Genomic DNA, 24,763 nt, shown 5'->3' on the forward strand with positions numbered 1-24,763 from the left:
ACTGGATATGTCCTTCACCCGTGCCACCCTGGTCGTCGCCGTTCTCGCCATGCCCCTGGCTAGCACTGCGTCGGCCGATACCTTCCAGTCCGTGATGCAGGGGCTCACGGACGACATGAACCGGGTCCAGTCCGCGTTGTTCGTCGAGGACTTCACTGCCATCACCGAGGCAGCCGAGGCGATCGCAGATCATCCGAAGCCCTCGCTCGGCGAACGTCGCCGTGTCCTGTCGGCAGTAGGGTCCCGGGTCAGCGAGTTCCGTGCGCTGGATCAACGAGTGCACGGTGCCGCCGAAGGGCTTGCCGACGCGGCGCGTGACCAGGATCTGGACAAGTCCATCCGCTACCACGGCAGGCTCGTAAATGCCTGCATCGCCTGCCACAGCGCATTCCGGGACGAGGTGGTCAGCGCCCTGTCGCCGGAAGACGCCCCAAAACGCTGAGCACAACATGAACGCACCCCGGACTCCATCCGGTCGTCGCGGTCTTCGGCGGACCCTGGGCCTCCTCGCGCTGGGCGGGGTGGTGCTGGTGACGGTCTGGAGCGCTGCGGACCGGCTGTCGGAGCGGTTTTCGCCCGAGGCCGCACGCACCGTGCCACCGCCGGCCGTCACCACGATCGCCGCGGAACCTACCGGAGTCACACTCTATAGCCCTGCGTACCGAGGCAGCATCGAGACCCATGACGAGACCACCATTTCGGCCCGGGTCACGGCCCAGGTACTGGAAAGCCCCCTGAATGCCGGGGACCGGGTCGAGGCGGATGGCGTCCTGGTGCGTATGGATACCGACGAGACCCGCCTGGAGGTCCGGCAGCGAGAGGCCGCCGATCAGCGCCTGGACGGAGAACGTGCAACCGCCCGGCGCAACCTCGATCGCCAGCAGGACCTCTTTTCCCGGGGTCTGATTCCGGAAAGCGAACTCGACGACGCTCGCCAGCGCGTCGCCACACTGGAGGCCCAGCTCCGCGAAAATCGGTCGGCGCTGGAACTGACCCGCAAACGCCTGGAATACACGACGGAACGGGCCCCTTTCGCCGCTCAGGTGCGGCGCACCCATGTCCGCCCCGGCGACCTGGCGGTTTCGGGGCAGCCCCTGATCGAGCTGGTCGGCCTCGAGGGCCTGCATGCGGTCCTGCGCGTGCCGGAGCGCGACAGCCTGCTGCTCCAACCCGGTCTGGCCGTGGAGCTGACCATCCCCGCCCTGGAACACACCGTGACGACCCGGCTGGACCGGGTCCACCCCACACTGGATGCCGGCCGGCGCAGCGGGAGCTTCGAGACACGCCTGCCCGACCCGCCGGAGGCGTTGCGCCCCGGCATGGCCGTACAGGCCCGGGTCGTCCTGGACCATCTGGACCCGGTCATCCGGGTACCGGCACATGCGGTCCGGAGCGACGCCGATCACCAATGGGTCTATCGGCTGGAAGACGGACACGCATACCGCACGGAGGTGGTGACACGGTCGTTGCCGAATGGAGAACAGGCGATTCTCGAGGGCATCAACCCGGGTGACCGCATTATCGTGACCCCGGATCGGCGGGTCCGCGACGGGGGGCCCGTGCAGGCCGTGGACGACAGCGACCGATGACCTGGGTCGAAGGCCTCCTGCGGTACCGGCACACGGTGCTGGCCCTTCTGGCGGCCGCCTTGATCCTGGGCCTGCAGGCGCGCTTCGATTTGCCCGTCCAGCTCTTTCCCGACACCGATCCGCCGACTGTCACGGTCATCACTGCATACCCCGGCATGGCGGCCCTGGACGTCGACCGCGAACTCACACGCCTGCTGGAGGAGGAGTTTGCCAGCCTCGACGGCGTCACCCGGATCAGCTCCTCCAGCCAGACCGGGCTGTCCGTGGCGCGCGTGGAATTCGACTACGGCATCACCAGCGCCCTGGCTGCAGTGGACGTCCAGAACGCCGTCGGACGGTTGCGTCCCGACCTGCCCGCCACCATCGAAGAACCGCAGATCCTGGAGTTCTCCACCGCCGACAAGCCGATCATCACCATCGCCCTGACCAGCGACACATTGCCGCTCCACGCGATCCGCGAACAGGCCGATAACGCCGTCCGCGAAACCCTGGAGTGGATCCCCGGTGTCGCCGCGATCGACGTGGTCGGGGGGCACAAGAGCGAGTTGCATGTTGCCCTCGACCCCGAGCGCGCCGAGGCCCTGGGGATCGACATGTCCCGGGTACTGGAGGCCCTCGACGACTGGAATCTCATGGCGCCGGGCGGACGCGTCCGCATCGGTGAACTCGAGAGCGTCGTGCGGTTCGATGCGCCATTGCGAAGCGAGGCCGATGCGCGCGGGCTCATCCTGGAGGCGGACGGCGATTCCCGGGTGCGCCTGGGTGATATCGCCCGTATCCGTCTGGAGCCCGGTGAGCCGCGCTCGGCCTACCGTCATGACGGCCGGGCGGCCATTGCCGTGCAGGTGCTGCGCCGGGACGATGCCAACACGGTGGAGGTGGCCGCGCGGGTCCGCGAGGCGCTGGGACCCCTGCGCGACGTCACGCCCGAGCTGGACATCGTCGTCGCCGACGATGATTCGGTGTTCACCGAGAAGGTCATCGCCGACATGACACAGACCGTGATGATCGCCATCGCCCTGACGATGGTGATCGTCCTGCTGTTTCTCGCCGACCTCCGTCAGGCCGGGATCATCGCCCTCTCGATTCCGGCGGCGTTCCTGGCGACCTTCGGCCTGATGCAACTGGCCGGCCTGGATCTGAACATGGTCACCATGTCGGCGCTGATCCTGGCCATCGGCCTGCTGGTCGACGACGGCATCGTGATCCTCGAGAACATCCACCGCCACCTGGACGAAGAGGGCCAGCCCCCGCGCCAGGCGGCCATCGAGGGGGTCGGCGAGGTCTTCGGCGCCAAGCTGGGCGGGACACTGACCACCCTCGGCGTACTGCTGCCTCTCACGTTCATGGGCGGCTTTGTCGGCGAGCTGTTCCGTCCGCTGGCGCTGACCCTGGCGTTCGCCCTCGGCGCGTCGTTCGTGATGGCCGTCACCCTGATCCCGCTGCTGGCCACCTACTGGCTGCGCCCTGCAACGTCGACCACCACCCCGCGCTGGAGGGAGACCCTGGAGGCGCCGGCGCGAGGGGTCCGCAACCTCTATCTGGACGTCCTTGCCCTGGCACTGCATCGTCCGCTGGCGACGCTGGTGGTGGCGGTCGTACTCCTGGCACTCAGCCTGGGCATGCTCCGCATGACCGGAAGCGAGATGCTGCCGCGTTTCGACTCGGGCAGCTTCCAGGTTCTGGTCGACATGGCGCCGGGAACCCGGCTCGACACCACTCTGACAACCCTGGAACCCGTCGAGCGGTATCTGGCCGAACATGAATACGTCGTGGATGTCAGCAGCCAGTTCGGCCACGAAGCCGGCGCCCGCTCGATGGGCGACCGCGGCGCCATGGGCGTCAACCAGGCCGAGATCACGGTGACGCTGGTGCCGCGGACGCAACGTTCCCTCACACAGTGGGAGATCATGGACGACGTGCGCCAGCGCCTGGAGGCCACCCCGGGCGTGACCTTCGCCGTGCCCCGGGAACTCGGCGGCACCGCGCGCTCGTCAACCGCCGCCCCGATCATCGCCCGGATCAGTGGCGAGCAGGCGCAAACCCTGGACCGCACGGCGAGCGAGCTGCTGGACCATCTTGCCGGCATCCCCGGCATTACCGACCTGTACAAGGACTGGGCCCTCGACACCCCCGAGGTGCGGATCCGGGTCGACCATGACCGCGCGGCCGAGCTCGGCCTCACCGGCACCGCGATCGCCCGCGCGGTGCACCAGGCCATGGACGGCGCCGTGGCCACACGCTTCCGCCAGCCGCCGAAGCGGGATCTGGACGTGGTCGTGCGCTACCAGGTATCGGACCGCCGCTATCCGGAAGACCTGGAGGGCATCCTGCTGCCCACCCGCGAGGGCCCGATCGCCCTGAGCGAGGTCGCAAGCCTTGAACACACCCTGGGTCCGCGCATCGTCACGCGGGAAAACGGACAGCGGACCCTGGACATCCTCGGCTTCCATCTGGGGCGTCCACTGTCCGAGGTGGTGGCCGACGTCCAGCAGCGCCTGGACACCTTCGCCGCCCCGGATGGCTACCCGGCGACGCTGGCCGGCGAGCAGGCAGACTTCGACGAGGCGCGTGGCCACATGATGCGGGCGCTGCTGCTGGCCGCCCTGGCCGTCTACCTGCTGCTGGTCGTGCAGTTCCGCAGCTTCGCCCACCCCGTCATCATCATGGCCGCCATTCCGTTGCAGTTCATCGGCGTAGTCGCTGCACTGCTGATCGCCGGAAAGTACGTATCCATGCCGGCGCTGCTCGGGATCGTCCTGCTGATCGGCATCGTCGTGAACAACAGCATCATCCTGCTCGACCTGGCCCGGCGCCGACTGGCCGAGGGCCGGGACATTTACGCCGCCGTCACCGAGGCGGTGGAAACCCGCATGCGTCCGATCATGATGACCGCCCTGTCCACCATCGCCGGGATGCTGCCGCTGGCCCTGGAGATGGCCGTCGGGGCCGAACGTTTCTCGCCGATTGCCACGGTGATCATCGGCGGCATCCTGGCTGCGACCGTTCTGACGCTGGTGGTGATTCCGGCCCTGTTTGTGCTTCTGCAGCGATTCGGACCCATGACCGCCAACGCCCGGGGGTAGAACGGATGGGTAGTCAGGACTCCGGGTGGTTCGGCAGCGGCGGCTCCGCGGCCGGGCGCGCGAACAGGTAGCCCTGACAGAGATCCACGCGCTCCTTCAGCCAGCGCCATTCCTCCACGGTCTCGACGCCCTCGGCCACGACCCGGATATCGAGATCCCGCGCCAGCTCGATGATCTTTTCGAGGATCTTCTGCTGGTAGATGTCCTGGTCGATCCCGCTGACCAGTTCGCGGTCGATCTTCACGAAATCCGGGCGCAGTTGCGACAGCATGTTGAGCGATGCGTACCCCGCCCCCAGGTCGTCCAGGGCGACCTGGAACCCGGCGCGGCGATAGCGCTCGACGATCCGCGACAGGTGCTCCATGTCGTTGACCTGGTCGCTCTCGATCACCTCGAAAACGAAGCCGGCGGGCCCCGGCTGGCCTGGCACGCGTGACATGATCTCGCGCACGGTCGTTTCCAGGCAGAAGGCCGGGTCATAAATCGCGGTCGGGTTGAAGTTGATGAACAGATGGCTACGGACCCCGCGCTCACTGGCGCGACGGATGGCATTGATCCGGGCGGAACGATCCAGATGGAACAGGAGCTCGGCATTGCGCGCCGTCTTGAACAGGTCCAGCGGCGGGATGATGTCACCGCCCGGCGTGGAGGCGCGCACCAGGGCCTCGTAGGCAAAGACCTCGGTGGGGTTCGCGGCATGCACAATCGGCTGGAAGTGGAAGTCCAGGGTGTCGTTGGCCAGGATCGCGGAGAGATCGCGCGCGTTGTGCCGCGCAATCAGCGTGGACAGCAGGTGGGTGTCCTGCAGATGCGCCAGCCCGAAGTCCTCGCCTTCCGGCACGAAGGTCGCGCGGCAACCGGCCTGCTCGGAGCTGCTCAGGGCCTGCTCCAGCCGCACCAGCATCTCGCCCAGCCCGCCGGCACCCTTGACCGGCAGGGCCAGGATGCCCGAGCTCGGCTCTGCGCAGGGCAATTGCTCGTCCACCATGCGTTGGCGCAGGGCCGCGCGGGTGTGCGCCAGCACCGGTGCCAGGTAAAGAGTGCCGGAGGCCGCCGGCAGCAGATCGATACGTTCGCAATCGGGACAACCCACGACCACCTCCAGCGGTCCAGTCTTTGGCCACCCGGCCGAGAACCGGGGATAATTTTCCCGGTCCACCGGAAGACCCATTCTCGATTCGCAAACAATAGCATCAACCCGGAGATTGCATGAGCTCATCCCAACGCCCGACCGACGCCGAACTGCGCGACCGCCTGACACCGGAGCAGTATCACATCGCCCTCGAGGGCGGGACCGAGCGGCCATTCACCGGCGCCTACAACGACCATAAGGCGGACGGCCTCTATCACTGCGCCGCCTGCGGCGCGCCGCTGTTCGACTCCGCAGCCAAGTTCGACTCCGGCAGCGGCTGGCCCAGCTACACCGCCCCCGTGTCCGCTGCCGCCGTCGACGAACACCGCGACCGCGCGCTGGGCATGGAGCGCACCGAGGTCCGCTGTGCCGCCTGCGACTCCCACCTGGGCCACGTCTTCCCCGATGGCCCGGCGCCCACCGGATTGCGCTACTGCATCAACTCGGCGGTGCTCGAGTTCCATCCGCGCCGCTGACCCAGTTACCCGAACCGGGCCATGAGGCCCGGGCCCAATGCCGAAAGGAATCTCATGTCCGGCCAGACCACCCCGCGCGAGCGCGCGAATGTCCTGATCCTTGCCCTCGGCCAGGCCCTGTTCCTGATCGCCGCGGTGACCGTGATGACCCTGAGCGGCGTGGTCGGCGAGCGCCTGGCCAGCGACCCGTCGCTGGCCACCCTGCCGGTCGCCGCCATGATGATCGGGACCCTGGTCATCACCCTGCCGGCATCCCTGTTCATGAAACGCTTCGGGCGGCGCACAGGCTTCCTGCTGGGGGCGGGCGTCGGCGGCTTCGGCGGGGCGGCAATCGCCGCGGTCGGGGTATTCGCCGAGGCCTTCTGGATTTTCGTGCTCGGCAATCTCCTGCTGGGCGCCTACCAGGCCTTCGCGATGTACTACCGTTTCGCCGCGGCGGATGTCGCCAGCGACGCCTTCCGCCCGCGCGCCATCTCCCTGGTCATGGCCGGGGGCGTGGCCGCAGCCTTCCTCGGCCCGTGGAACGCCCACCATGCCCAGGCCCTGCTGCCACAGACGCCGGAAGCCGGTCCCTACCTTCTGCTCGGGGCACTCGCCCTGCTGGCCATGCTGCTGCTGGCCTGGCTACGCGTACCAACACCGCCGGCAGCAGAACGTGCCATATCCCGTCCCCTGCGCGAGATCATGCCCCGGGGCCGGTTCGTCGTTGCGCTGACAACGGCCGCCCTGGGCTACGCGGTGATGATCCTGCTGATGACCGCAACCCCGCTGGCCATGCGCCAGGCCGGCTTCGACATGGGCCAGGTCGCCCTGGTGATGCAGTGGCACGTGCTCGGGATGTTCGCCCCATCCTTCGTCACCGGCCATCTGATCACGCGATTCGGGCTTACGCGCGTGCTGGCGCTGGGCAACGCGCTGGTGCTTTTCAGTGTCGCCATCGCCGCGCATGGCGAGACGCTGGCGCACTTCTGGCTGGCGTTGTTCCTGCTGGGGGTCGGCTGGAACTTTCTGTTCATCGGCGGCAGCACCCTGCTCACCACGACCCATACGGCCGGCGAAAAGGGCAAGGTCCAGGGCGTGAACGACCTGACGGTGTTCACCCTGGTCGCCGCCGGTTCGTTGCTGGCCGGTGCGCTACTGCGACCGCTGGGCTGGGATGGCCTGAACCTGGCGATGCTGCCAGTGATCGCGGTACTGACCGTCGCCATCCTCTGGCTCTGGCGCGACGACGCCCGCGCCCCACCACGCGCCTGACGCCCCATTCCCGCCGGCCACGCTCGGCCTCCCGCCGTGCGGTCCGCGATCATGGTGCATCATCGGGTGTTTACCGTGGCTTCGGTCTACCACCTGCCATGTTGTGGCTGGGGATGGTTCAGCGTTCGGTGTTTGCGGTGGCTTCGTCGGGCCGCCTGCCACGCGCTCTCTCGCGAGCGCACCGCGCCCGTTGTTGATCAAAAACTGGCTTCTTTGCTCGTGCAAAGAAGTACCCAAGAAACACGCCCGACTGCCGCGACCCCGGCCCGCTGCGCGGGCCGGGGTTTCCCTCGCTCCGAGGCTTTTCGCGGGCGGCGCTGAACTCGCTACGCCTTCGGCTCCGCTCAGAGATCCAGCGCCCCGTGTCTATTTAGAATCGTCCCGCGAAAAGCCTCTCCACTCGGCGCGACGACAACGGGGAGGTAGGTCAAAACAACAGCTTTCCCGACGTTGTTGCCAGTGGATGATGGCTAGGTCTTCGGACATCTTCGGCACGCTCGGCCTTTGGCCGTTGCGTGCCGCGCCCGCGAAGCGGGCGCCGGGGGGCGTAGGATGCCGATAAGCGTAGCGAATCGAATCCGAGTTTCGCACGGCGTGGGGAACGGTGCGTTTAGCTGCGCTCAACCGCACCCTACGGGATACCGCCTGTTTTGACCTTCTCCTCCCGTATGGAGCCCCTCGCGGAGGGCGTGATGGGCCGGCCAGTTAACAATAGACATGGGGCGCTGGATGTCTGAGCGAAGCGAGTTCAGCGCCGCCGGCCCAGCGCGTCCGGAGCGAGGTTCCCGGGCGAAATCCGGGTGCCCTTCTTTGGGTACTTTCTTGGGCAAGCAAGAAAGTACCTCGCGGTGCGCTCGCGAGAGAGCGCCTGGCAGGCGGCCAGACGAAACCACCGTAAACACCAGATGACGAACCAGGCCTAGCCACAATCCTCGACGGCAGCAGTCCGCAGCCGCCTACCGAAATCCTGAGCGATCAGGGCGAGGCGCGGACGCCCCTACGCTCGCCATCGACGTCCTCGACCTCGGCGTCGAGGTCGTGCAGGCGGCGGGTGGTCGCCAGCGGCGAGGTCGTTCCGCGGGCGACCAGGCGATAGGCCGCCGGGATCACGAACAGCGTGAACAGCGTGGCGAACAGCACGCCGGAGAACACCGCTACCCCGATCACGAAGCGCGTCTCCTCGCCCGGACCGGAAGCCAGGATCAGCGGGATCGAACCGGCCACAGTGGTCAGCGCGGTCATCAGGACCGGCCGCAGACGCATGCGCGAGGCCTCGAGGATCGCGGTATCGAAATCGCGCCCACGATCGCGCAGCTGGTTAGCAAACTCCACGATCAGGATGCCGTTCTTCGCTGCCAGCCCGATCAGCATGACCATGCCGATCTGGCTGTAGATGTTCAGTGTCTGACCGGTGACCGTCAGCCCGATCAGCGCCCCGACCACCGCCAGCGGCACCGTCAGCATAATCACCAACGGGTGCACGAAGCTCTCGAACTGCGCCGCCAGGACCAGGAACACCACCAGCAGGGCCAGCGCGAACACGAACAGGATGGCCTCGGAGCCACTGCGCAAATCGAGCGACTCGCCCTTGTAGTCGATCCCCGCCTCGGCCGGCAGCAGCTCGGCCGCCTTCGCGTCCAGGGCGTCCAGGGCCTCGCCCAGGGTCATGCCGTCACGCAGCCCGGCGGTCAGGGTCACCGCGCGCGAACGGTTGTAGCGCTCCAGCGACGATGGGCCGGCCTGCTCCTCGTAGGTCACCAGGCTGGACAACGGCACCATCGAGCCAGAGCTGGAGCGCACGTAGAGGTTGTCGATATCCCCGGGCGTGCGGCGCTGGTCGGCCAGACCCTCGATGATGACGTCGTATTCCTCGCCACGGTCGACAAAGGTGGTCACGTCGCGGCCGCCCAGCACGATATCCAGCGTGCGCCCAACATCGCGCATGGACACGCCCAGATCCCCCGCACGGTCGCGGTCCAGACGCACGTTGAGCTGCGGCTGGGTGGGTTCGTAGTCCAGGTCCACACGGGTCAGGCCGTCGATGCCCTCGGCGGCCTCGCGCATGATCTCGCCCCATTCCTCGAGCTGATCGTAGTCCGGCCCGGAGATGACAAACTGCACCGGCGGGCCGATACGGCCACTCGAGAGCCCCTGACGCATGATCACCCGCGCCTCGACTCCCGGCATCTCGTCGATGATGCCGCGGATCTGGTTGATGACCTCCTGACCCGAGACATCACGGTCATCCCAGTGCTCCAGGATCGCGATCACGAAGCCGTTGTTCATCAGCTCCGAACCACCAAAACCGCGCGGCGTGCGCACCAGTGCACGGCGAATCGGGCCATCCTCGATCAACGGCTGGATGCGTGCCTCGACCTCGGCCATCTGCCGGCTCATATACTCGAAGTTGGCACCCTCGGGGCCATCCACCAGCACGAAGAAAGATCCGCGGTCCTCCTGCGGGGCAAATTCTTCGGGCAGTTCCGCGAACAGGTACCAGCCGCCCGCCAACACGGCGGCGAGGAGCGGCAAGACCAGCCAGGAGCCCTTGAGCCCCTTCGCCAGTATCCGACCATAGCCGGCCTCCAGCGCGGCAAAGCCGCGGCCGATATAACGCGCCACGCCGGTCTCGTCGTCGCCCTTGTGCATGAGGCGCCCGGCCAGCACGGGGGCCAGGGTCAGTGCCACGATGCTGGAGAAGAACACGGCAATGGCCATGGCGATGGCGAACTCGGTGAACAGCTGGCCCACCGTGCCGTCGAGGAAGGCCAGCGGCACGAATACCGCGATCAACACGGAGGTCGTCGCGACGATCGCGAAGCCCACCTGCCCGGCGCCGCGATAGGCCGCCAACAGTCCCGGCTCGCCGCGCTCGATACGCCGGTGGATGTTCTCCAGCATCACAATCGCGTCATCCACGACCAGGCCGACCGCCAGCACCAACGCCAGCAGGGTGAGCAGGTTGACCGAGAATCCGAACAGGCTGATGCCAATGAAGGCCGCGGTGATCGCCACCGGGACGGTCACCGCCGGGATCAGGGTCGCGCGCCAGCTGCCCAGGAACAGGTAAATCACGAACACCACGGCGGCGGTCGCCACCGCCAGGGTGATGTAGACCTCGCGGATCGCGCCCTCGATGAATACCGATTCGTCGTAGGTGGTCACCAGCGAGGTGCCCTCCGGCAGGGAGCCCTGCAGGCTGGCCGCCATGGCCTTCACCCCATTGGCCACCTCCAGCACGTTGGCGTTGGACTGGCGGATGATCCCCAGCCCGATCATGTCCTCGCCATTGCCGCGGAACTCGCTGCGCTCGGTATCCGCGCCCACGTTCACCTCGGCGACATCGCCCAGGCGCACCAGTTGTCCGCCCTCGCCTCGCTTCAGCACCAGACCGGAGAAATCCTCGGGCGTGCGGTACTGGCGTTCCACGCGTACGGTGAACTCGCGCTCCAGCGAATCCAGGCGCCCGGCGGGCAGTTCCACGTTTTCCTGCTGCAAGGCGTCAGCGATGTCGGTCACGGTCAGCTCGCGCGCGGCGAGGGCCTCGCGGTCGACCCAGATGCGCATCGCGTAACTGCGGGCGCCGCCCCGGCGCACCAGCCCCACGCCATCCACTACCGAGAGGCGGTCGATCAGGTTGCGCTCGGCGTAGTCCGCAAGCTCCAGCGCATCCATCGTGGTGCTGGCAAGGTTCAGCCACAGGATCGGGTTGGAATCGGCATCCGCCTTGGTCACTTCGGGCGGGTCGACTTCGTCGGGCAGATCGCCCAGTACCCGGCTGACCGCCTCGCGCACGTCATTCGCGGCGGCGTCGATGTCGCGACTCAGATTGAACTCGATGGTGATGCGCGAGCGCCCGTCCTCGCTGGAGGACTGCATGAAACGGATCCCCTCGATCCCCGCGATGCGGTCCTCGATCCGCTGGGTCACCTCGCGCTCGATGATCTCGCCACTAGCGCCCGGATAGATGGTGTCCACCGTCACCACCGGCGGATCGACATCCGGATACTCGCGCAGCGGCAGGCTGTCGTAGGCGATCAGGCCAAAGGTGATCAGCAGCAGGTTGAAGACAATCGCCAGCACCGGCCGGCGATTGGCGACGTCCGAAATGATCATGTGTCGGCCCCGGCCTCGCCGTTGCCGTTATCGGAATCCGGTACGCGCGGCGGGAGCACACGCACTTCCCGCCCGTCACGGACCCGCGAGACCCCTTCGGAGACCACGGTATCCCCCGGCTCCAGGCCATCCAGCACCTCGGCGTAGCCCGGGTCGCGGCGGCCAATACGGATGCGCACGCGCTCCACCGTGCCGTCGTCGCGCAGCCGGAACACGAAGTGCTGATCGGCGACCTGCTGGATGGCACCCTCCGGCACCCCCGGGCGTTCGACCGGGTCCAGCGGAAGACGGATGTTCACCAGCATCCCGGGGCGCAGCAATAGATCGGGATTCTCGACCAGGGCGCGCACGGTCAAGGTCCGGGTAGCCACGTCCAGACGATTGCTGACCGCCGCCACCTGCCCCGCGAACTCTCCGCTCGCGCTGCGGCCCACTACTTCCATACCCAGACCGATGGCGGCGGCATGGCGCTCGGGCACGGCGAAATCGACTTTCACCACCGATACATCATCCAGCTCCACGATCGCGGTACCCGGACTCACCAGGGAGCCGGGGCTGACCTGGCGCAAGCCCAAACGGCCGCTGAACGGGGCCCGGATCACCCGGTTCGCAACCCGCGCCTCCGCGGCGGCCAGACGGGCCTCGGCCTCGTTCAGCCGCGATCGCTGCTGATCCACCTGCTGCTGCGTGACCACGCCGTCGGCCACCCGGTCGCGCACGCGGTCCAGTTCGCGCCGGGCCTCGTCCACCTGCACGCGGATCTCGCGCAGGGCGGCGCGTTCTTCGTCGGCGTCCAGGCGCACCAGCACGTCTCCGGCCTCGACCGCATCGCCATCATCGAACAGGATTTCGACCACACGCTCGGTCACGCTCGCGGTCACCACGACCGACTCGTTGGCCTCCACCGTGCCCAGGGATTCGACCATGGTCTCGAAGGTGCGCGGAGCCACCTCGCTGACCCGCACCGGCGTGCGCTCGTCGCGTTGGGACGCGGCGGGGGCATCGCCTCCCTCGTCACGGGCGCCATCCTCGGGGCCGAACGCAAACCAGGCCGCGGCCACGATCGCCACAACCAGGACCAGCCCCAGGAACCCGCCTATCGCCTTCACTTGCCTTTCCCCCGACACGAATGCGGCCCGGCATCTAGCCGGGCCACGGTTGAACGTCCCAACAGTGTAACGACCGTCACGTTTCGTCGACGTTCCGCAACGCGGCCGGCAGGTCGCCCAGGGGTCGGCCATGCGGCCGGGTGTAGTCAATCATTGGACCCTTCGGCACGATGCCGCTGGGATTCAGCATCGGGTGACTACCGTAGTAATGCGCCTTGATGTGATCCATGCGCACCGTCTCGGCCACCCCCGGGCGCTGGTACAGCATGCGCAGATAGGCGGAGAGGTTCGGGAAGTCCAGCAGCCGCTGGCGATTGCACTTGAAATGGCTGTAGTACACCGGATCGAAGCGCAGCAGCGTGGTGAACAGCCGCCAGTCGGCCTCGGTCAGTCGCTCGCCGACCAGGAACGGCTGGCGTGCCAGGCGCTCCTCCAGCCAGTCCAGGGTCTCGAACAGACGGTCGAAGGCCGCCTCGTAGGCCTTCTGGCTGGTCGCGAAGCCGCTGCGATACACCCCGTTGTTCACGTTCTCGTAGACCCGCTCGTTGACCGCATGGATCTCCTCGCGCAGATCTTCCGGATAGAAATCCAGGGTGTTGCCGGTAATGCCGTCGAACGCGCTGTTGAACATGCGCACCATGTCCAGCGACTCGTTGTTCACGATGCGGTCGGCCTGGGTGTCGAACAGCGCCGGCACGGTGATGATGCCGGTGTAATTCGGATCGGTACGGGTGTAGAGCTCGTGCATGTAGCGCGAGCCGTGCACCCGGTCCCCGGTGCAACCGTCGCAGTCATCAAACGACCAGCCGGCGTCACCCATGTAGTGGTGCACCACCGAAACCCCGATATGCGGCTCCAGACCCTTCAGTTTGCGCAGGATCAGCGTGCGGTGTGCCCAGGGGCAGGCGTAGGAGACATACAGGTGATAGCGCCCTGACTCGGCCGGATAGCCGCCGTCACCCATCGGGCCCGGCGAACCATCCCTGGTGACGTAGTTACGGTACTGCTGGTCCTGGCGCACGAACTCGCCGCTCTCGTCCGACTCTTCTTCCAGCCAGCCCTCGCGCAATTCACCGTTGATCAAAAGACTCATGCCATGCTCCTGCCGTCTGTGCCCGGCACCGAATGCGCGCACGCCTCAATGGCTGAATGTATGTGATAGCCCGATCATCCCATCGATTTTATCGAAGATAAATCGCGTTAAATGCGGTCGACCGTTCTACAAAATCGAACGAATCCGGTTCAGGAGGCCCGCAGGGTGCCGTCGAAATAGCGCGTCAGGAAGGTATCGAAGTCCAGCTCGTCCGCCTGCTCGATGGCCGCCTGATCGGCCAGGCTCTCGCGGGCCAGGGCCTCCAGCGTCTCGGCGCGCGGCAACGGCCCGTTGAAGCGAAAGGCCTCGCGGTGCTGGGCCGACAGGCGGCGCGCGTAGGAGTAGAACCCCTCCTCGCGCGCCATCATGTCTTCCAGCATGCGCGCGGACGGGGTCAGATCCGCCTGCTCGACCTTGCCCCACTGCTCACTGAGCGCCCGGCGGTAGGGGTCACCCGGCAATTCCTGATCCAGAACGGCCGCCACCGGTCGCATCAGCGCCAGCAGCTCGCGCGCCCAGGCCTGGAGCGCAACGCTCTCGCCCCCCCGGCGCAGCTCGAGGCCCGGGCGACGCCCGTAATGCGCGACGTCCAGCAGGTTGCGGTCGATCGCGTCCAGCTCGCCGTCGGCCAGCAGCGGGCTCGGCTGCAGCAGACAGGCCAGTGCGAACACCTCGAGAAAACGCAGCTGGGTCTCGTCCACCCCCAGCGGGTGCTGGGCGTTGATGTCCACCGAGCGCAGTTCGACGTATTCGATGCCACGCGCCTCCAGGGCGTCGGTCGGCTTCTCGAAACGCTCCAGCGGCTGCTTGGGCCGCACGGTGGAGTAGTACTCGTTCTCGATCTGCAGGATGTTGGCATTCAGCTGGCGATACTCGCCATCAACCTTCACCCCGATGTTCTCCCACTCGGGGCTGGGGGTATTGATCGCACAGCGCAGGGAGTCGACATAGCCGGCCAGCGAGTTGTAGTCCGCCTTGATGCCGGTGTCCGCCTCCTTGCGGTTGGTATAGCCGATATCGCCCATGCGCAGGCTGGTGGCATGCGGCAGATAGGAGGTGTCGTCGTCGAAGTCCTCCAGCACCGCGCCGTGGCCTTCGAGAAAGGAGTTGCAGACGGCCGGCGACGCCCCGAACAGATAGGGCACCAGCCAGCCAAAGCGCAGCAGGTTGCGGATCATCCCCATCATGCGCTCGTCGCGGAAGGCGCGGCCGTCGGGCGCACCGAGCACCTCCGCCAGCGCCGGCCAGAATTCCGGGCGCGGGGAGTAATTGAAGTGGACCCCGGCGATCACCTGCATCTTGCGTCCGTAGCGATGCCCGAGACCGATGCGGTAGACGGTCTTCATGCGCCCGGCGTTGGAGGCACCGTACTGCGCGACCGGAATCGCATTGTCATCAGCCGTCACACAGGGCATGGAGGTCGACCACAGGGTCTCGTCGCCGACGTTGGCGGCGGCGAAGGCCTGCAGGTCGTGCAGGAAGCCGAGGGTCTCGCGTACATCCTCGAACGGCGGCGTCACCAGTTCCAGCAGCGCCTCGGAGTAATCCGTGGTGATGTATGGATGCGTCAGCGCGGATCCCAGCGCGGCCGGGTGCGGCGTAAGCGCCGGCGAGCCTTCCGGCCCGACCCTCAGGGTCTCCTTTTCCAGCCCGATCTGCCCGTGCAACCCGACACCCGCCAGCGCCTCGGCCAGCTGGTGCGTCAGATCCTGCAGCTTGCGCTCGTCCGTACTCACGTGATGGTAACCCTGCGGTCATCGAAACCCGGCGAACATACCCGAATGCAGCGCCACGGTCACATACGACCCGACGCGGTCCGCGAGGTTCGTGCGACGCCTGCACCGCAAGCGGTTCCCAAATGGCCTATAACTAAAGTTGCGGGGTACACGGAATGCTGCAACGTTCATCCAGCATGCTCGACTTCTTCGCCCGGGGACGTGACGCGCCGTTCCTGGAGGAGGCCCGTGCGCGCCCCGATCTCCCGGTGCCGATGATCGAGAACGCGCACCCGGCCGGCCACCTGAGCACCCCGCCAGTCCGCGAACTGATGCTGAGCCAGTCCGTGGGCGCCCCCTTTCGCTACCACTGTGACATCGGGGCCGGTCCGTTCTCCGGTTGCGCCGGCCCGCGCGAATTCGTGGTGATCGCCCCGCAGGTCGCGGGACGCTGCCATATGCGGGACCCGGCACGCATGCGGTTTTTCGGCATCCCGCCCGAGCTGGCCCGGGACTGCCTGGAGCGCGACCCCGGCGATCCGCTGGACTTTGGCCACCTGCATACCCGACACCACCGGGACCCCCTGATCACCCAGGCCCTGGATGCCCTGTGGCAGGAGATGGACCGTGACGACCCGGCCGCGCAACTGTTCGTCGAGAGCATGCTCGCCGTTCTGGTTGTGCGCCTGGCCCGCATGGCCGAACACGACCGGGACCTGGACAGGCGCCGGGGCGGCCTGGCACCGCACCAGTCGGCACGGGTGATTGACTACATGCAATGCCATCTGGATCAGCGCATCACCCTGCGCGATCTGGCGGCCCTGACCGGACTCTCGCCCTGGCACTTCGCGCGCGCCTTTCGCGATACGCACGGCCTGCCACCGCATCGCTATCTCACCCGCCTGCGCGTGGAGCACGCCCGCGACCTGCTGACCCGAACATCACTGAGCATCACCGAGATCGCTGCCGCGACCGGGTACTCCCCGCAACAGCTGGTCCGCCATTTCCGCCAGGCCCTGGGTGTGGCCCCCGCGGCATACCGGCGCCAGCATTAAAACGGATCCATGCGCCCCTGGAAATCACCGCAAGATTCGCCCCACCCCCGCAAGATCGTGACCGCCCGCAAGGGCTTCCCGGCCTAGGCTCGAAGTAACGCCGACACCCGGCCCGGTTTGTCCTGGCGGAGGTCCACTGCATGTCGTCAGCCCCGGAATGCCTGTCACCCCCATCTGCCGCCGAGGACTTCGGCGAGCATCTGGTCAGCGTGCTCAACCACGGCGCGCTGTGCCTGACCCTGTCGATCGGGCACCGCACCGGGCTGTTCGACCACATGCGCGACCGGCCGCCTGCCACCTCCGGCGAGATCGCCGCCGCCGTGGGCCTGAACGAGCGCTACGTACGGGAATGGCTCGGGGTCATGGCGACCAGCGGCATCGTCACGGTGGATGCGGATGGCCCACGATTTGCTCTGCCCGCGGAACACGCCGCCTGCCTGACGCGCGCGGCAGCCGCCGACAACCTGGCCGTGTTTGCGCAGTACATCGGCCTGCTGGGTGGGGTGGAGGACACGATCGTTGCGGAATTCCGAACCGGCGGTGGCGTGGGGTACGAGCACTACACGCGCTTCCACGAGGTGATGGCCGAGGACAGCGGCCAGTCCGTACTGTCGTCACTGGAAAGCGACATCCTGCCATTGGTTCCGGGCCTGACCGACCACCTCGAGCGCGGCATTCAGGTCCTGGATATCGGCTGCGGCAGCGGGCGTATCCTCAACCAGTTGGCCGCGCTGTACCCGCACAGCCGGTTCACCGGCCTGGACCTGTCCACAGAGGCTATCGAGCGCGCCCGCGCCGAGACACACGCCACCGGGCTGGGGAACGTCGAATTCATCCAGGCCGACGCGGCCGAACTGGATCGGCATGTCGCCGCGCAACAGTTCGCGCTGATCACCACCTTCGATGCCATCCACGACCAGGCCGACCCGCTGGGCGTACTGACGGGCATTCACCGCGCGCTCAAGTCCGAAGGCATCTACCTGATGCAGGACATCCGCGGCTCCGGACAGATTCATGGCGATCTCGAGCATCCGCTCGGACCCTTTCTCTACACCATCTCCTGCATGCACTGCATGCCGGTATCGCTCGCCCGGGGCGGACCCGGCCTGGGCGCGATGTGGGGCGAGCCCATGGCACGTGACTACCTGGAGCGCGCCGGCTTTCACGACATCCGGGTCCACCAGCTGGTCCACGACCCTCAGAACAACTGGTACGTGGCCACCCGTTAACGACGGCGCGAGGAGGACTCATCCATGACCGAAGCCAATCTCTACCAACGCCTGGGCAGCAAGGCACGGATCCGCGGGCTCGCCAGGCAGCATCTTCGACGAGGGGAACACGGATGCATCTGCAACGGCACCGGCGGCCCGCAGGCCTGCAGGGACCGCGACAGGCTGACCATCCATCGCGGCATGAACATCCGCGAGGAGGCATTCGTCGCCGTGGTCGACGACCTCGCCGAGACCCTGGAAGAACTCTGAATTGGGCAGCGCGAAAAGGAAGCGCTGCCGATGATCTCCGGGTCTCTGAAACCGGAGATCGTTCGCGTCTGACGCGCCTTCACCCACCCACCTGGAGGACACGATCATGAAAACACTCACACCCATCGCCGCCTTCACGCTGGCCACTGCACTGGCGCTGTCCGCCCCGCTGGCAGCCACCGAGCCAGACGACCACTTCATCATCCGCGACTGCGAACAGTCGCGCGCGGACCTGGCGGGGGCGATTCGCGAATACGCCGAAAACGAGGAGGACTGGATCTTTCTGGCCGAGTTCGACCTGGCGGGCGGTGACATCACCGCGCTCAAGGTCTGCTACCTGCCGCTGGGACCGGACATCCTGGATGCCGGGCTGCATGTCGGGGCGATGATGCCCTGCGGCCACATCGGCCTGTACGAGGAGGACGGGGGCACGAAACTGTCCATGCTGCACCCGAAGTTCATGACGACGCTGCAGCCGCACCCGAGCCTTGAACGTGCCGTGGAAAACGCCGAGCCCGCCTTCGAGGCGCTGCTGGATCATGTCCTTGGTGGGTCGTAGGGACGCCGCGCCAAGCCACCCCGCCGGTTTGCCACGAGGCGCCCAATGCCCGGCCCAAGGTTGACGGTCGTCGCATGGACGCTTCTGGCTCTGGCGGGGCCGGCCCTTCCGGGCGGCGCCGGGACGGCGGAGGAGATGCAGGTGCATACCGACCCCGACAGTGGGCTGATCACTTGGCACTGGCAGGGCGAGGGGCTTTCGCTGGAACTCGCACAGCGGCTCCCGGACCAGACCCGCGCGTTCTTCCTGGGCCGCGGGTTCGACACCGAGGATGCGACGTTCATCGCCGGCCACTGCGTGTTTCAGGGCGTCCTGCGCAATACCGACCGCAGCGCATCGGCCACCGTGGACCTGCGCCAATGGCGCAGCCAAACGCCAAACGGGGCCGCGCGACCGCTCCCCAACCGCGACTGGCAGGACGAGTGGACGAGCCGGGAGGTTCCGGAAGTAGCCCGTATCGCCTTTCGCTGGGCCTTGTTCCCTGGCGAACACCGGTTCCAGCCCGGCGACTGGCTGATGGGCATGATCGTCTTCAAGCACCCGCCCAGCACGACATTTGATCTGACCGTGCACTGGCGGCAGCAGACGACCCTGCGGCAGTCCACCCTGCCCGATCTACGCTGCGCCGGGGAACCGGAACGGGACGAGGCCGAACCATGATGAACCGGCGCCGCTTCCTGACTGCAATCCCCGGTGGCCTGCTCGGCCTTTCGCTGCGGCCCGTGTGGGCGGAAGCCACGCACCTGACCGCGCTGGAGCCACGCCCCAAGGGCCCGCCCCTGGCACTGGAGGACATCGATGGGCAGCACCATCGACTGGAGGACTATCGCGGACGTGTGGTGGTGGTGAACTTCTGGGCCACCTGGTGCCCACCCTGTCGCGACGAGCTGCCGTCGTTGCAACGGCTCTGGGAGCAGTTGCGCGATGCGGGCCTGGCGGTGCTGGGCGTGAACGTGGGCGAAGACGCCGATCGCATCTTCTTCTTTACCGCCGACTACCCGGTCGATTTCCCTCTGCTGCTGGACCAGGATTCCGCCACCATCGACCGCTGGCCGGTTCGCGGCATCCCCACCACGTTCATCATCGATCCCGAGGGCCGCATCGCCTACCGCGCCATCGGCGCCCGCGACTTCGATCATCCGCGCCTCCTCGAGCGCCTGCGCGCGCTCGGGCTCGACTGACAGCCCGCTGCAGCGCCCATGGCGCTTTCTGCGGGGCGGCGGCCTTCCCGGATATCGCGGCCGCCCGGTATCCCGATGCCGGCCGATCTTGTAGATTAGCAATCCCTAATAATCAAGGGATGAGACGTGGAGTCATCCGGAGAACACCGTAGCTGGGAGGACCGGATCGTGGATGCGCTACGCGCGCCCGCGAGCTGGCTGTTCGTGCTGGGGCTCGTGCTCGGTGCCGCCGCCGTGCACTGGGGCGTCGAGCGCCCACCGGCCGAGGGGGCGTTGATGGTCACGGTGCACAATGACAGCGACGTGCTGATCCAGGCGATCCACTTCGACTTCGGCCACGACCTGTCGGAATCGAGCATCCGCGAGGGCCAGCTCCGGCCCGGGGAACACCGGCGGGTGGCGCTGAACCATGTCCCCGCAGCCGGCTTCAACATGGAAATCCGCTACGCCGACGGGCAGGTACAGGAGTTCTGCGCCAACCGCGGCGTGGAAGGCTGGGAACAGGAAGTCCGGGTCTACCGCTAAGGACACACCACCCCGGCCAGGTGTTCAGGTGCCGGCCAGCACCGGGGCGACATCGGCGAATGCTAAAGACTGGGTCGAGCACTGCACCGCATTGGTGGAGGACCGCGCCGGCAACCTCCGCCTGCTGCACTGGCCCGATCATGGCACTGTGCAACACGCGCAGACGGGCACCCCCGCAGTCAATACACTCGATCTTGATTCGCTCCTCGCCAAACGATAGGTGGGCGCCTGTCACCGGGCTGTCATGGCCCTGGAGTACCGTGGACACAATGAACGAATCGCGATCGCGTCACTGGGCGGGAGCCGGCGCCGACCTGCTCCTGCTGCTGCAATCCATCACTAATCACGAACAGGCCCAGCGCCTGGCGCGCGTGGCCGGCTGGGTGCTGGTGTTCGCCGGGGTCGTGGTGGTGATGCTGGGCGTCCTGGTGCAGCACACGCCCACCATGCTCGAGGGCACGCTGGTCGCCCTGCTGGCACTGGTGGGCGGCTGGCTGCGCAGCCGGGTCGCCGCCACACTGCTGATGCTGCTGATGGCACTGGGGCTCGCCACCGGCCTCGCGGTGGGCGCGGCAACCGGTGGACTCCTGCTGCAAGTCGCACTATTCGGCGTGGCCCTGCGCATGGTCGAGGGCACCTTCCGCTTCCGCCGCCCCGTCACCGCCGAGTAGCCCGTGCTGCCAGCGAGACACCGCAGCGAAGCACGAGACGCGTCAAATAAGCGCTGAGACGATCCAACCAGCGCGGGTGGCTCCGGACAGCGACCGCTTCGTCGCCGCGCTCCACGCAATGACGCGCCAGTAGCAGAACGCACCCCCCAGGGACGGCTAGGCAGGCCGCCCGCGGGCGCGGAAACTTGAACCCAGCCGGCGGGGCGGACAGGATGAGCGCCTCCATACCCCGCCAAGGAAGCGCGAACGCGATGTCCGTCGTCGGCCGCCTGCAAACCCGCCTGCGAGCCTTCATCTGGCCGGCCTGGGCCACCCGCATCCTCGGGACGCTGTCGATCCCGGGGCTGATCCTGGCCACGCTGTTCTTTGCCGCCTCGCTGACCCCCAGCCTGATCCCGCGCACCGACGACGTCCAGGGCATCCTGTCCGGGGTATCGCTGGCGGCCGGCTACGGCCTGGGCGTGTTCTTCCACTGGCTGTGGTCATACCTGGAACTGCCGGAGCTCGGCGAGCGCACCCACAACACCCTGGTCGTGATCGCCGGCGGCGGGGCCATGCTGATCGTGCTGATCTTCCTGTGGCAGGCCACCGAGTGGCAGAACAGCATCCGCGCGCTGATGGAGCAGGAGCCGGTGGATGGCGGCTTCCCCATCCGCCTGGGGCTGATCGCGGCGGCGGTGTTCGTCGCCACGCTGGCCGTGGCGCGGCTGTTCCAGTTGCTGGTGCGCTTCCTCGCGCGGCATCTGCGCCGCTTTATCCCGCGGCGGCTGTCCAACGTAATCGGCGTACTGGTGGCGGCCGGGGTATTCTGGGCGGTGATCGACGGGGTGATCCTGGAATACAGCCTGCGCGCCGCCGATCGCAGCTTCCAGCAGTTCGACGTGCGCGAACACCCCGGGGCGCAGCAGCCGAGCGCGACCTTCCGCACCGGCAGCCCCGCCTCGCTGATCAGCTGGGACGAGGGCCTGGGCCGCCAGGGCCAGCGCTTCATCCACCAGGCCCCGGACGCCGCCGCCATTAGCGACTTCTCCGGCGAGACCGCACTGGATCCCATCCGGGTCTACGTGGGGCTGAACGCCGCCGAGACCATCGCGGAACGCGCCCGGCTGGCCCTGCAGGAGATGCTGCGGGTCAATGCCTTCGACCGCTCGGTGCTGGTGCTGGCCACGCCCACCGGACGCGGCTGGGTGGACAATCGCGCAATCCAGCCGGTCGAGTACCTGCACGGTGGCGATGTGGCCACGGTGGCCGTGCAGTACTCCTACCTGCCGAGCTGGCTGTCGCTCATGGCGGAATCGCAGTACGGCCATGAGACCGCCCAGGCGGTGTTCGCGGAGATCTACGGCTACTGGAAACAGCTACCACCGGACGCCCGCCCGGACCTGTACCTCTACGGCCTCAGCCTGGGCGCGCTCAACTCCGAGCGGGCCGCGGACCTGTACGACGTGATCGGCGACCCGTTCTCCGGCGCGCTGTGGGCGGGCCCGCCATTTCGTAGCGAGACCTGGCGCGACATCAAACGCCAGCGCCAACCCGACTCGCCCGCCTGGCTGCCGCGCTTTCGCGACAGTTCGGTGGTGCGCTTCACGAACCAGGGAAACCACCTGGACATCCCCGGCGCCGAATGGGGCCCGATGCGCATCGTCTACCTGCAGTACGCGAGCGACCCGGTCACCTTCTTCGAGCCCCAGGCGCTGTACCGCCAGCCAGAATGGATGCAGGCACCGCGCGGCCCGGACGTCTCTCCGGACCTGACCTGGTACCCGGTCATCACCATGCTGCAACTGGCGGTGGACGTAGCGATCGGCGATGCCGCCCCGCGCGGCTACGGCCACGTCTACGCCACCGAGCACTACATCGATGCCTGGCAGGCAGTGACCAACGCAGACCGGTCCGCGGACGAGATCGAGTGGCTCAAACGCCACCTGGCCGACTGACCGACAGGGTGCCTACCCCGCGCTTTCCCCGGCGACCAGGCCTCGCTTGCGCAGGTTGCGGCCCGTGAAGTTCACCATTGCCACCACGGTCCCGGCATACAACAACGCGACGCCCCCCACGATCCCGAGCATCACGGCGTCCAGTGCAATCCCCTCGGCCCACATCACCAGCAGGGTGAGCGGAATCTGTGTACCGAGGAGCACCGCGATCATGGCGGCGATCACGCGCCACTTCTCGGCGCGCGACAGATAGCGCCCGTTCCTGCGCCCGAAGGACTCGCAGGGCCACACCACCGCCAGCGCCAGAATGCCCATCCCGATCGCCGTACCGGCTTGATCCAGATCGACATAGGCGCCCGCTACCATGGCAGCGATCAACAGCGAGAAATAAAGCAGTACAAACCGAAACAGCAGACCCTTGATGGACATCGTCTCCCCTCCCTGGGATATCTGAAAGCCGCACCACCCTGTGCGACCTGGATGCATGTCGGAGTACCCCGACATGCACGATCATGACATGCGGCTACTGCTCGGTGAACTTGGCACCTTCGAGGATCACCGGATAGCTGTAACCCGCCCCGAAGTCGCGATCCAGGATCAGCGTTCCGGTCACCGAGACGCGGTCGCCCACCTCGGGCAACTCGGTGGAGGTGACGGTGATGTAGTCACCCTCGCTGCCGGTACCGTCGACGAAGTGGATGAAATTGCGCCCCATGATGTCCTCGTTCACCCGGCCCACAATGCCTTCGAGCCGGACCTCTTCCCCATCCAGCTCGGCCGGGGCCTGATTCAGCTCCTCCACCGTATGCATCGGTTCGGCGCTCGCCACGCCCCACCCGAGCAACCCCACCAATAGTCCCGCCAGAATTCCCGCTTGTCCGCGCATTGCTCGACTCCTGTTCTCTTGTTTGCTTGTTGGCGTTGGGGAAACGCTGAACAACATCTCCCTGGGCGAATCATCCCGCGGTCGCACAAACCCATGCCATCGATTGATGCAGGGGTCGCCGTGCGCCCGGAAGCCCGGTCGGTCCCATTCTGGCACACAAGGACCGGCGCCCTGTCTGACCGCCTGTGCCACTATGCGCCCGGACGGGGCACCCGTTCACTGCCGCAACCACACCGCAAAGGAAACCACCATGTCCAGCCCTTATCGCCTCGCCACCGCCGTGGCCGGCGCCTGCATCCTCCTGGGCTCGGCCGGAGCAGTTCAGGCAAGCCCGTTCCACGGTTCCTACGTCGGCGGCCAACTCGGCTGGGTCGGTTATGACATCGACTACCGCGAAGACAGTGACGGCGGCATCTCCGGGCTTAGCGCCTCCGGCTTCACCGGGGGTGTCATGACGGGCTGGGGTACCGTCCTGGACAACGGCCTGTACCTGGGCTTGGAACTGAATGCGCAGAACGAGGACGCCGACCTGACGGTCACCCTTGATGAGAGCGAACTGGGGGTGGATAGCAAGTACAGCTACGGCATCACCGGCCGGCTCGGCACCACGGTAAACGACAACGTCCTGTTCTACGGCCTGGCCGGCTACCAGCGCTCGCGCCTGGACTACCGCCTTACCGATACAGAAGAGGACATATCCATTCGCTTCAAGGACAGTATCAACGGTGCCCGGCTCGGTGTAGGCGTCGAATACCAGATGGACAACCGCCTTTTCATGCGTGCCGAGTACTCGTACACGCTCTTCGAAAGCGAGCGCTATCGCATCGAGGGCGAAACCCTGCACTTCGATCCCGATGCCTCGCGCTTCATGGTCGGTCTCGGCTACCGCTTCTAGCAT

At 67.0% G+C, this 24,763-nt stretch carries 21 protein-coding genes and 2 pseudogenes; 16 read left to right on the forward strand and 7 right to left on the reverse strand.

Annotated features, from left to right (window positions below):
- Positions 1–7: 7 nt before the first annotated feature.
- Genes G335_RS0106870 through G335_RS0106880 form a run of 3 tightly spaced genes read left to right on the forward strand, consistent with a single transcriptional unit; the run spans position 8 to position 4,675 of the window.
- Complete coding sequence (locus G335_RS0106870) at positions 8–442, forward strand: cytochrome c (protein ID WP_018168397.1); 435 nt, start codon at positions 8–10, stop codon at positions 440–442.
- A gap of 7 nt (positions 443–449) precedes the next feature.
- Positions 450–1,589, forward strand: a complete 1,140-nt coding sequence (locus tag G335_RS0106875; protein ID WP_019572052.1) for an efflux RND transporter periplasmic adaptor subunit — start codon at positions 450–452, stop codon at positions 1,587–1,589.
- Positions 1,586–4,675, forward strand: a complete 3,090-nt coding sequence (locus G335_RS0106880; protein WP_018176269.1) for an efflux RND transporter permease subunit — start codon at positions 1,586–1,588, stop codon at positions 4,673–4,675. The genes G335_RS0106875 and G335_RS0106880 overlap by 4 nt, the downstream gene beginning before the upstream one ends.
- A gap of 13 nt (positions 4,676–4,688) precedes the next feature.
- On the opposite strand, the gene G335_RS0106885 is transcribed toward G335_RS0106880, so the two are convergent.
- Positions 4,689–5,768, reverse strand: a complete 1,080-nt coding sequence (locus G335_RS0106885) for an EAL domain-containing protein (RefSeq protein ID WP_018168400.1) — start codon at positions 5,766–5,768, stop codon at positions 4,689–4,691.
- A 116-nt stretch (positions 5,769–5,884) separates the two neighbouring features.
- Between G335_RS0106885 and msrB the strand changes: the two genes are divergently transcribed.
- From msrB to G335_RS14485, 3 genes and pseudogenes are all read left to right on the forward strand, one after another.
- Entirely contained in the window at positions 5,885–6,283 is a 399-nt protein-coding gene (gene msrB / locus G335_RS0106890) for a peptide-methionine (R)-S-oxide reductase MsrB (RefSeq protein WP_018176270.1), read from the forward strand.
- 54 nt (positions 6,284–6,337) lie between these two features.
- On the forward strand, positions 6,338–7,537 hold the full coding sequence (locus G335_RS0106895; RefSeq protein ID WP_018176271.1) for an MFS transporter: 1,200 nt from the start codon (positions 6,338–6,340) through the stop codon (positions 7,535–7,537).
- Positions 7,538–8,000: 463 nt separating this feature from the next.
- Positions 8,001–8,274 (forward strand): annotated as a pseudogene (locus tag G335_RS14485) (hypothetical protein).
- Positions 8,275–8,512: 238 nt separating this feature from the next.
- Here the strand turns inward: G335_RS14485 and G335_RS0106900 are convergent.
- The 4 genes from G335_RS0106900 to gshA all read right to left on the reverse strand — a co-directional run bounded on the left by G335_RS0106900 (position 8,513) and on the right by gshA (position 15,591).
- The gene (locus tag G335_RS0106900) at positions 8,513–11,653 is read right to left on the reverse strand and encodes an efflux RND transporter permease subunit (RefSeq protein WP_018176272.1); all 3,141 of its coding nucleotides are present in this window, start codon (positions 11,651–11,653) and stop codon (positions 8,513–8,515) included.
- On the reverse strand, positions 11,650–12,762 hold the full coding sequence (locus G335_RS0106905; RefSeq protein WP_018176273.1) for an efflux RND transporter periplasmic adaptor subunit: 1,113 nt from the start codon (positions 12,760–12,762) through the stop codon (positions 11,650–11,652). The genes G335_RS0106900 and G335_RS0106905 overlap by 4 nt, the downstream gene beginning before the upstream one ends.
- A gap of 76 nt (positions 12,763–12,838) precedes the next feature.
- A complete protein-coding gene (locus G335_RS0106910) occupies positions 12,839–13,855 on the reverse strand; it encodes a glutathione S-transferase family protein (RefSeq protein WP_018176274.1) in 1,017 nt (338 codons plus the stop codon).
- A 149-nt stretch (positions 13,856–14,004) separates the two neighbouring features.
- On the reverse strand, positions 14,005–15,591 hold the full coding sequence (gshA, locus tag G335_RS0106915) for a glutamate--cysteine ligase (RefSeq protein WP_018176275.1): 1,587 nt from the start codon (positions 15,589–15,591) through the stop codon (positions 14,005–14,007).
- Positions 15,592–15,767: 176 nt separating this feature from the next.
- Here gshA and G335_RS0106920 point away from each other — a divergent pair, with 176 nt between their 5' ends.
- The 9 genes and pseudogenes from G335_RS0106920 to G335_RS0106960 all read left to right on the forward strand — a co-directional run bounded on the left by G335_RS0106920 (position 15,768) and on the right by G335_RS0106960 (position 22,979).
- On the forward strand, positions 15,768–16,625 hold the full coding sequence (locus G335_RS0106920) for a helix-turn-helix domain-containing protein (RefSeq protein ID WP_018169183.1): 858 nt from the start codon (positions 15,768–15,770) through the stop codon (positions 16,623–16,625).
- A 140-nt stretch (positions 16,626–16,765) separates the two neighbouring features.
- Positions 16,766–17,854 (forward strand): class I SAM-dependent methyltransferase, encoded by a 1,089-nt coding sequence (locus G335_RS0106925; RefSeq protein ID WP_018169184.1) that lies wholly within the window; start codon positions 16,766–16,768, stop codon positions 17,852–17,854.
- A 24-nt stretch (positions 17,855–17,878) separates the two neighbouring features.
- Positions 17,879–18,178, forward strand: a pseudogene (locus G335_RS0106930) (hypothetical protein).
- 34 nt (positions 18,179–18,212) lie between these two features.
- The gene (locus G335_RS0106935) at positions 18,213–18,665 is read left to right on the forward strand and encodes a DUF302 domain-containing protein (RefSeq protein ID WP_018144698.1); all 453 of its coding nucleotides are present in this window, start codon (positions 18,213–18,215) and stop codon (positions 18,663–18,665) included.
- Between the two features lie 45 nt (positions 18,666–18,710).
- The gene (locus tag G335_RS0106940) at positions 18,711–19,325 is read left to right on the forward strand and encodes a hypothetical protein (RefSeq protein WP_026304779.1); all 615 of its coding nucleotides are present in this window, start codon (positions 18,711–18,713) and stop codon (positions 19,323–19,325) included.
- Positions 19,325–19,846 carry a TlpA disulfide reductase family protein gene (locus G335_RS0106945; protein ID WP_018650587.1) on the forward strand — a complete coding sequence of 174 codons (522 nt, stop codon included), beginning with the start codon at positions 19,325–19,327 and terminating at the stop codon, positions 19,844–19,846. The genes G335_RS0106940 and G335_RS0106945 overlap by 1 nt, the downstream gene beginning before the upstream one ends.
- 126 nt (positions 19,847–19,972) lie before the next feature.
- A complete protein-coding gene (locus G335_RS0106950; protein ID WP_018176278.1) occupies positions 19,973–20,371 on the forward strand; it encodes a hypothetical protein in 399 nt (132 codons plus the stop codon).
- Between the two features lie 269 nt (positions 20,372–20,640).
- On the forward strand, positions 20,641–21,042 hold the full coding sequence (locus tag G335_RS0106955; protein WP_018176279.1) for a hypothetical protein: 402 nt from the start codon (positions 20,641–20,643) through the stop codon (positions 21,040–21,042).
- A gap of 251 nt (positions 21,043–21,293) precedes the next feature.
- Complete coding sequence (locus G335_RS0106960) at positions 21,294–22,979, forward strand: alpha/beta-hydrolase family protein (protein WP_018176280.1); 1,686 nt, start codon at positions 21,294–21,296, stop codon at positions 22,977–22,979.
- Between the two features lie 12 nt (positions 22,980–22,991).
- On the opposite strand, the gene G335_RS0106965 is transcribed toward G335_RS0106960, so the two are convergent.
- Together G335_RS0106965 and G335_RS0106970 are read right to left on the reverse strand one after the other, a co-directional pair.
- Positions 22,992–23,408: an ABZJ_00895 family protein gene (locus G335_RS0106965; protein WP_018176281.1), complete on the reverse strand. Its 417-nt coding sequence runs from the start codon at positions 23,406–23,408 to the stop codon at positions 22,992–22,994.
- A gap of 94 nt (positions 23,409–23,502) precedes the next feature.
- Positions 23,503–23,865 carry a hypothetical protein gene (locus tag G335_RS0106970; protein WP_018169192.1) on the reverse strand — a complete coding sequence of 121 codons (363 nt, stop codon included), beginning with the start codon at positions 23,863–23,865 and terminating at the stop codon, positions 23,503–23,505.
- Between the two features lie 250 nt (positions 23,866–24,115).
- On the opposite strand from G335_RS0106970, the gene G335_RS0106975 reads away from it, so the two are divergent.
- Positions 24,116–24,760, forward strand: coding sequence for an outer membrane protein (locus tag G335_RS0106975; protein WP_018169193.1), 645 nt, complete (start codon positions 24,116–24,118; stop codon positions 24,758–24,760).
- Positions 24,761–24,763 lie beyond the last annotated feature (3 nt).

The sequence above is a fragment of the Thioalkalivibrio sp. AKL8 genome, from assembly GCF_000380525.1.
GTDB classification, from domain to species: domain Bacteria; phylum Pseudomonadota; class Gammaproteobacteria; order Ectothiorhodospirales; family Ectothiorhodospiraceae; genus Thioalkalivibrio; species Thioalkalivibrio versutus.

Coding starts and splice junctions, on each gene's coding strand:
- G335_RS0106925 (WP_018169184.1), top strand. CDS start 16,766: ATGTCGTCAGCCCCGGAATGCCTGTCACCCCCATCTGCCGCCGAGGAC.
- G335_RS0106880 (WP_018176269.1), top strand. CDS start 1,586: ATGACCTGGGTCGAAGGCCTCCTGCGGTACCGGCACACGGTGCTGGCC.
- G335_RS0106970 (WP_018169192.1), bottom strand. CDS start 23,865: ATGCGCGGACAAGCGGGAATTCTGGCGGGACTATTGGTGGGGTTGCTC.
- G335_RS0106960 (WP_018176280.1), top strand. CDS start 21,294: ATGTCCGTCGTCGGCCGCCTGCAAACCCGCCTGCGAGCCTTCATCTGG.
- G335_RS0106965 (WP_018176281.1), bottom strand. CDS start 23,408: ATGTCCATCAAGGGTCTGCTGTTTCGGTTTGTACTGCTTTATTTCTCG.
- G335_RS0106895 (WP_018176271.1), top strand. CDS start 6,338: ATGTCCGGCCAGACCACCCCGCGCGAGCGCGCGAATGTCCTGATCCTT.
- G335_RS0106900 (WP_018176272.1), bottom strand. CDS start 11,653: ATGATCATTTCGGACGTCGCCAATCGCCGGCCGGTGCTGGCGATTGTC.
- G335_RS0106875 (WP_019572052.1), top strand. CDS start 450: ATGAACGCACCCCGGACTCCATCCGGTCGTCGCGGTCTTCGGCGGACC.
- G335_RS0106945 (WP_018650587.1), top strand. CDS start 19,325: ATGAACCGGCGCCGCTTCCTGACTGCAATCCCCGGTGGCCTGCTCGGC.
- G335_RS0106975 (WP_018169193.1), top strand. CDS start 24,116: ATGTCCAGCCCTTATCGCCTCGCCACCGCCGTGGCCGGCGCCTGCATC.
- G335_RS0106910 (WP_018176274.1), bottom strand. CDS start 13,855: ATGAGTCTTTTGATCAACGGTGAATTGCGCGAGGGCTGGCTGGAAGAA.
- G335_RS0106920 (WP_018169183.1), top strand. CDS start 15,768: ATGCTCGACTTCTTCGCCCGGGGACGTGACGCGCCGTTCCTGGAGGAG.
- G335_RS0106955 (WP_018176279.1), top strand. CDS start 20,641: ATGAACGAATCGCGATCGCGTCACTGGGCGGGAGCCGGCGCCGACCTG.
- G335_RS0106870 (WP_018168397.1), top strand. CDS start 8: ATGTCCTTCACCCGTGCCACCCTGGTCGTCGCCGTTCTCGCCATGCCC.
- msrB (WP_018176270.1), top strand. CDS start 5,885: ATGAGCTCATCCCAACGCCCGACCGACGCCGAACTGCGCGACCGCCTG.
- G335_RS0106940 (WP_026304779.1), top strand. CDS start 18,711: ATGCCCGGCCCAAGGTTGACGGTCGTCGCATGGACGCTTCTGGCTCTG.
- G335_RS0106935 (WP_018144698.1), top strand. CDS start 18,213: ATGAAAACACTCACACCCATCGCCGCCTTCACGCTGGCCACTGCACTG.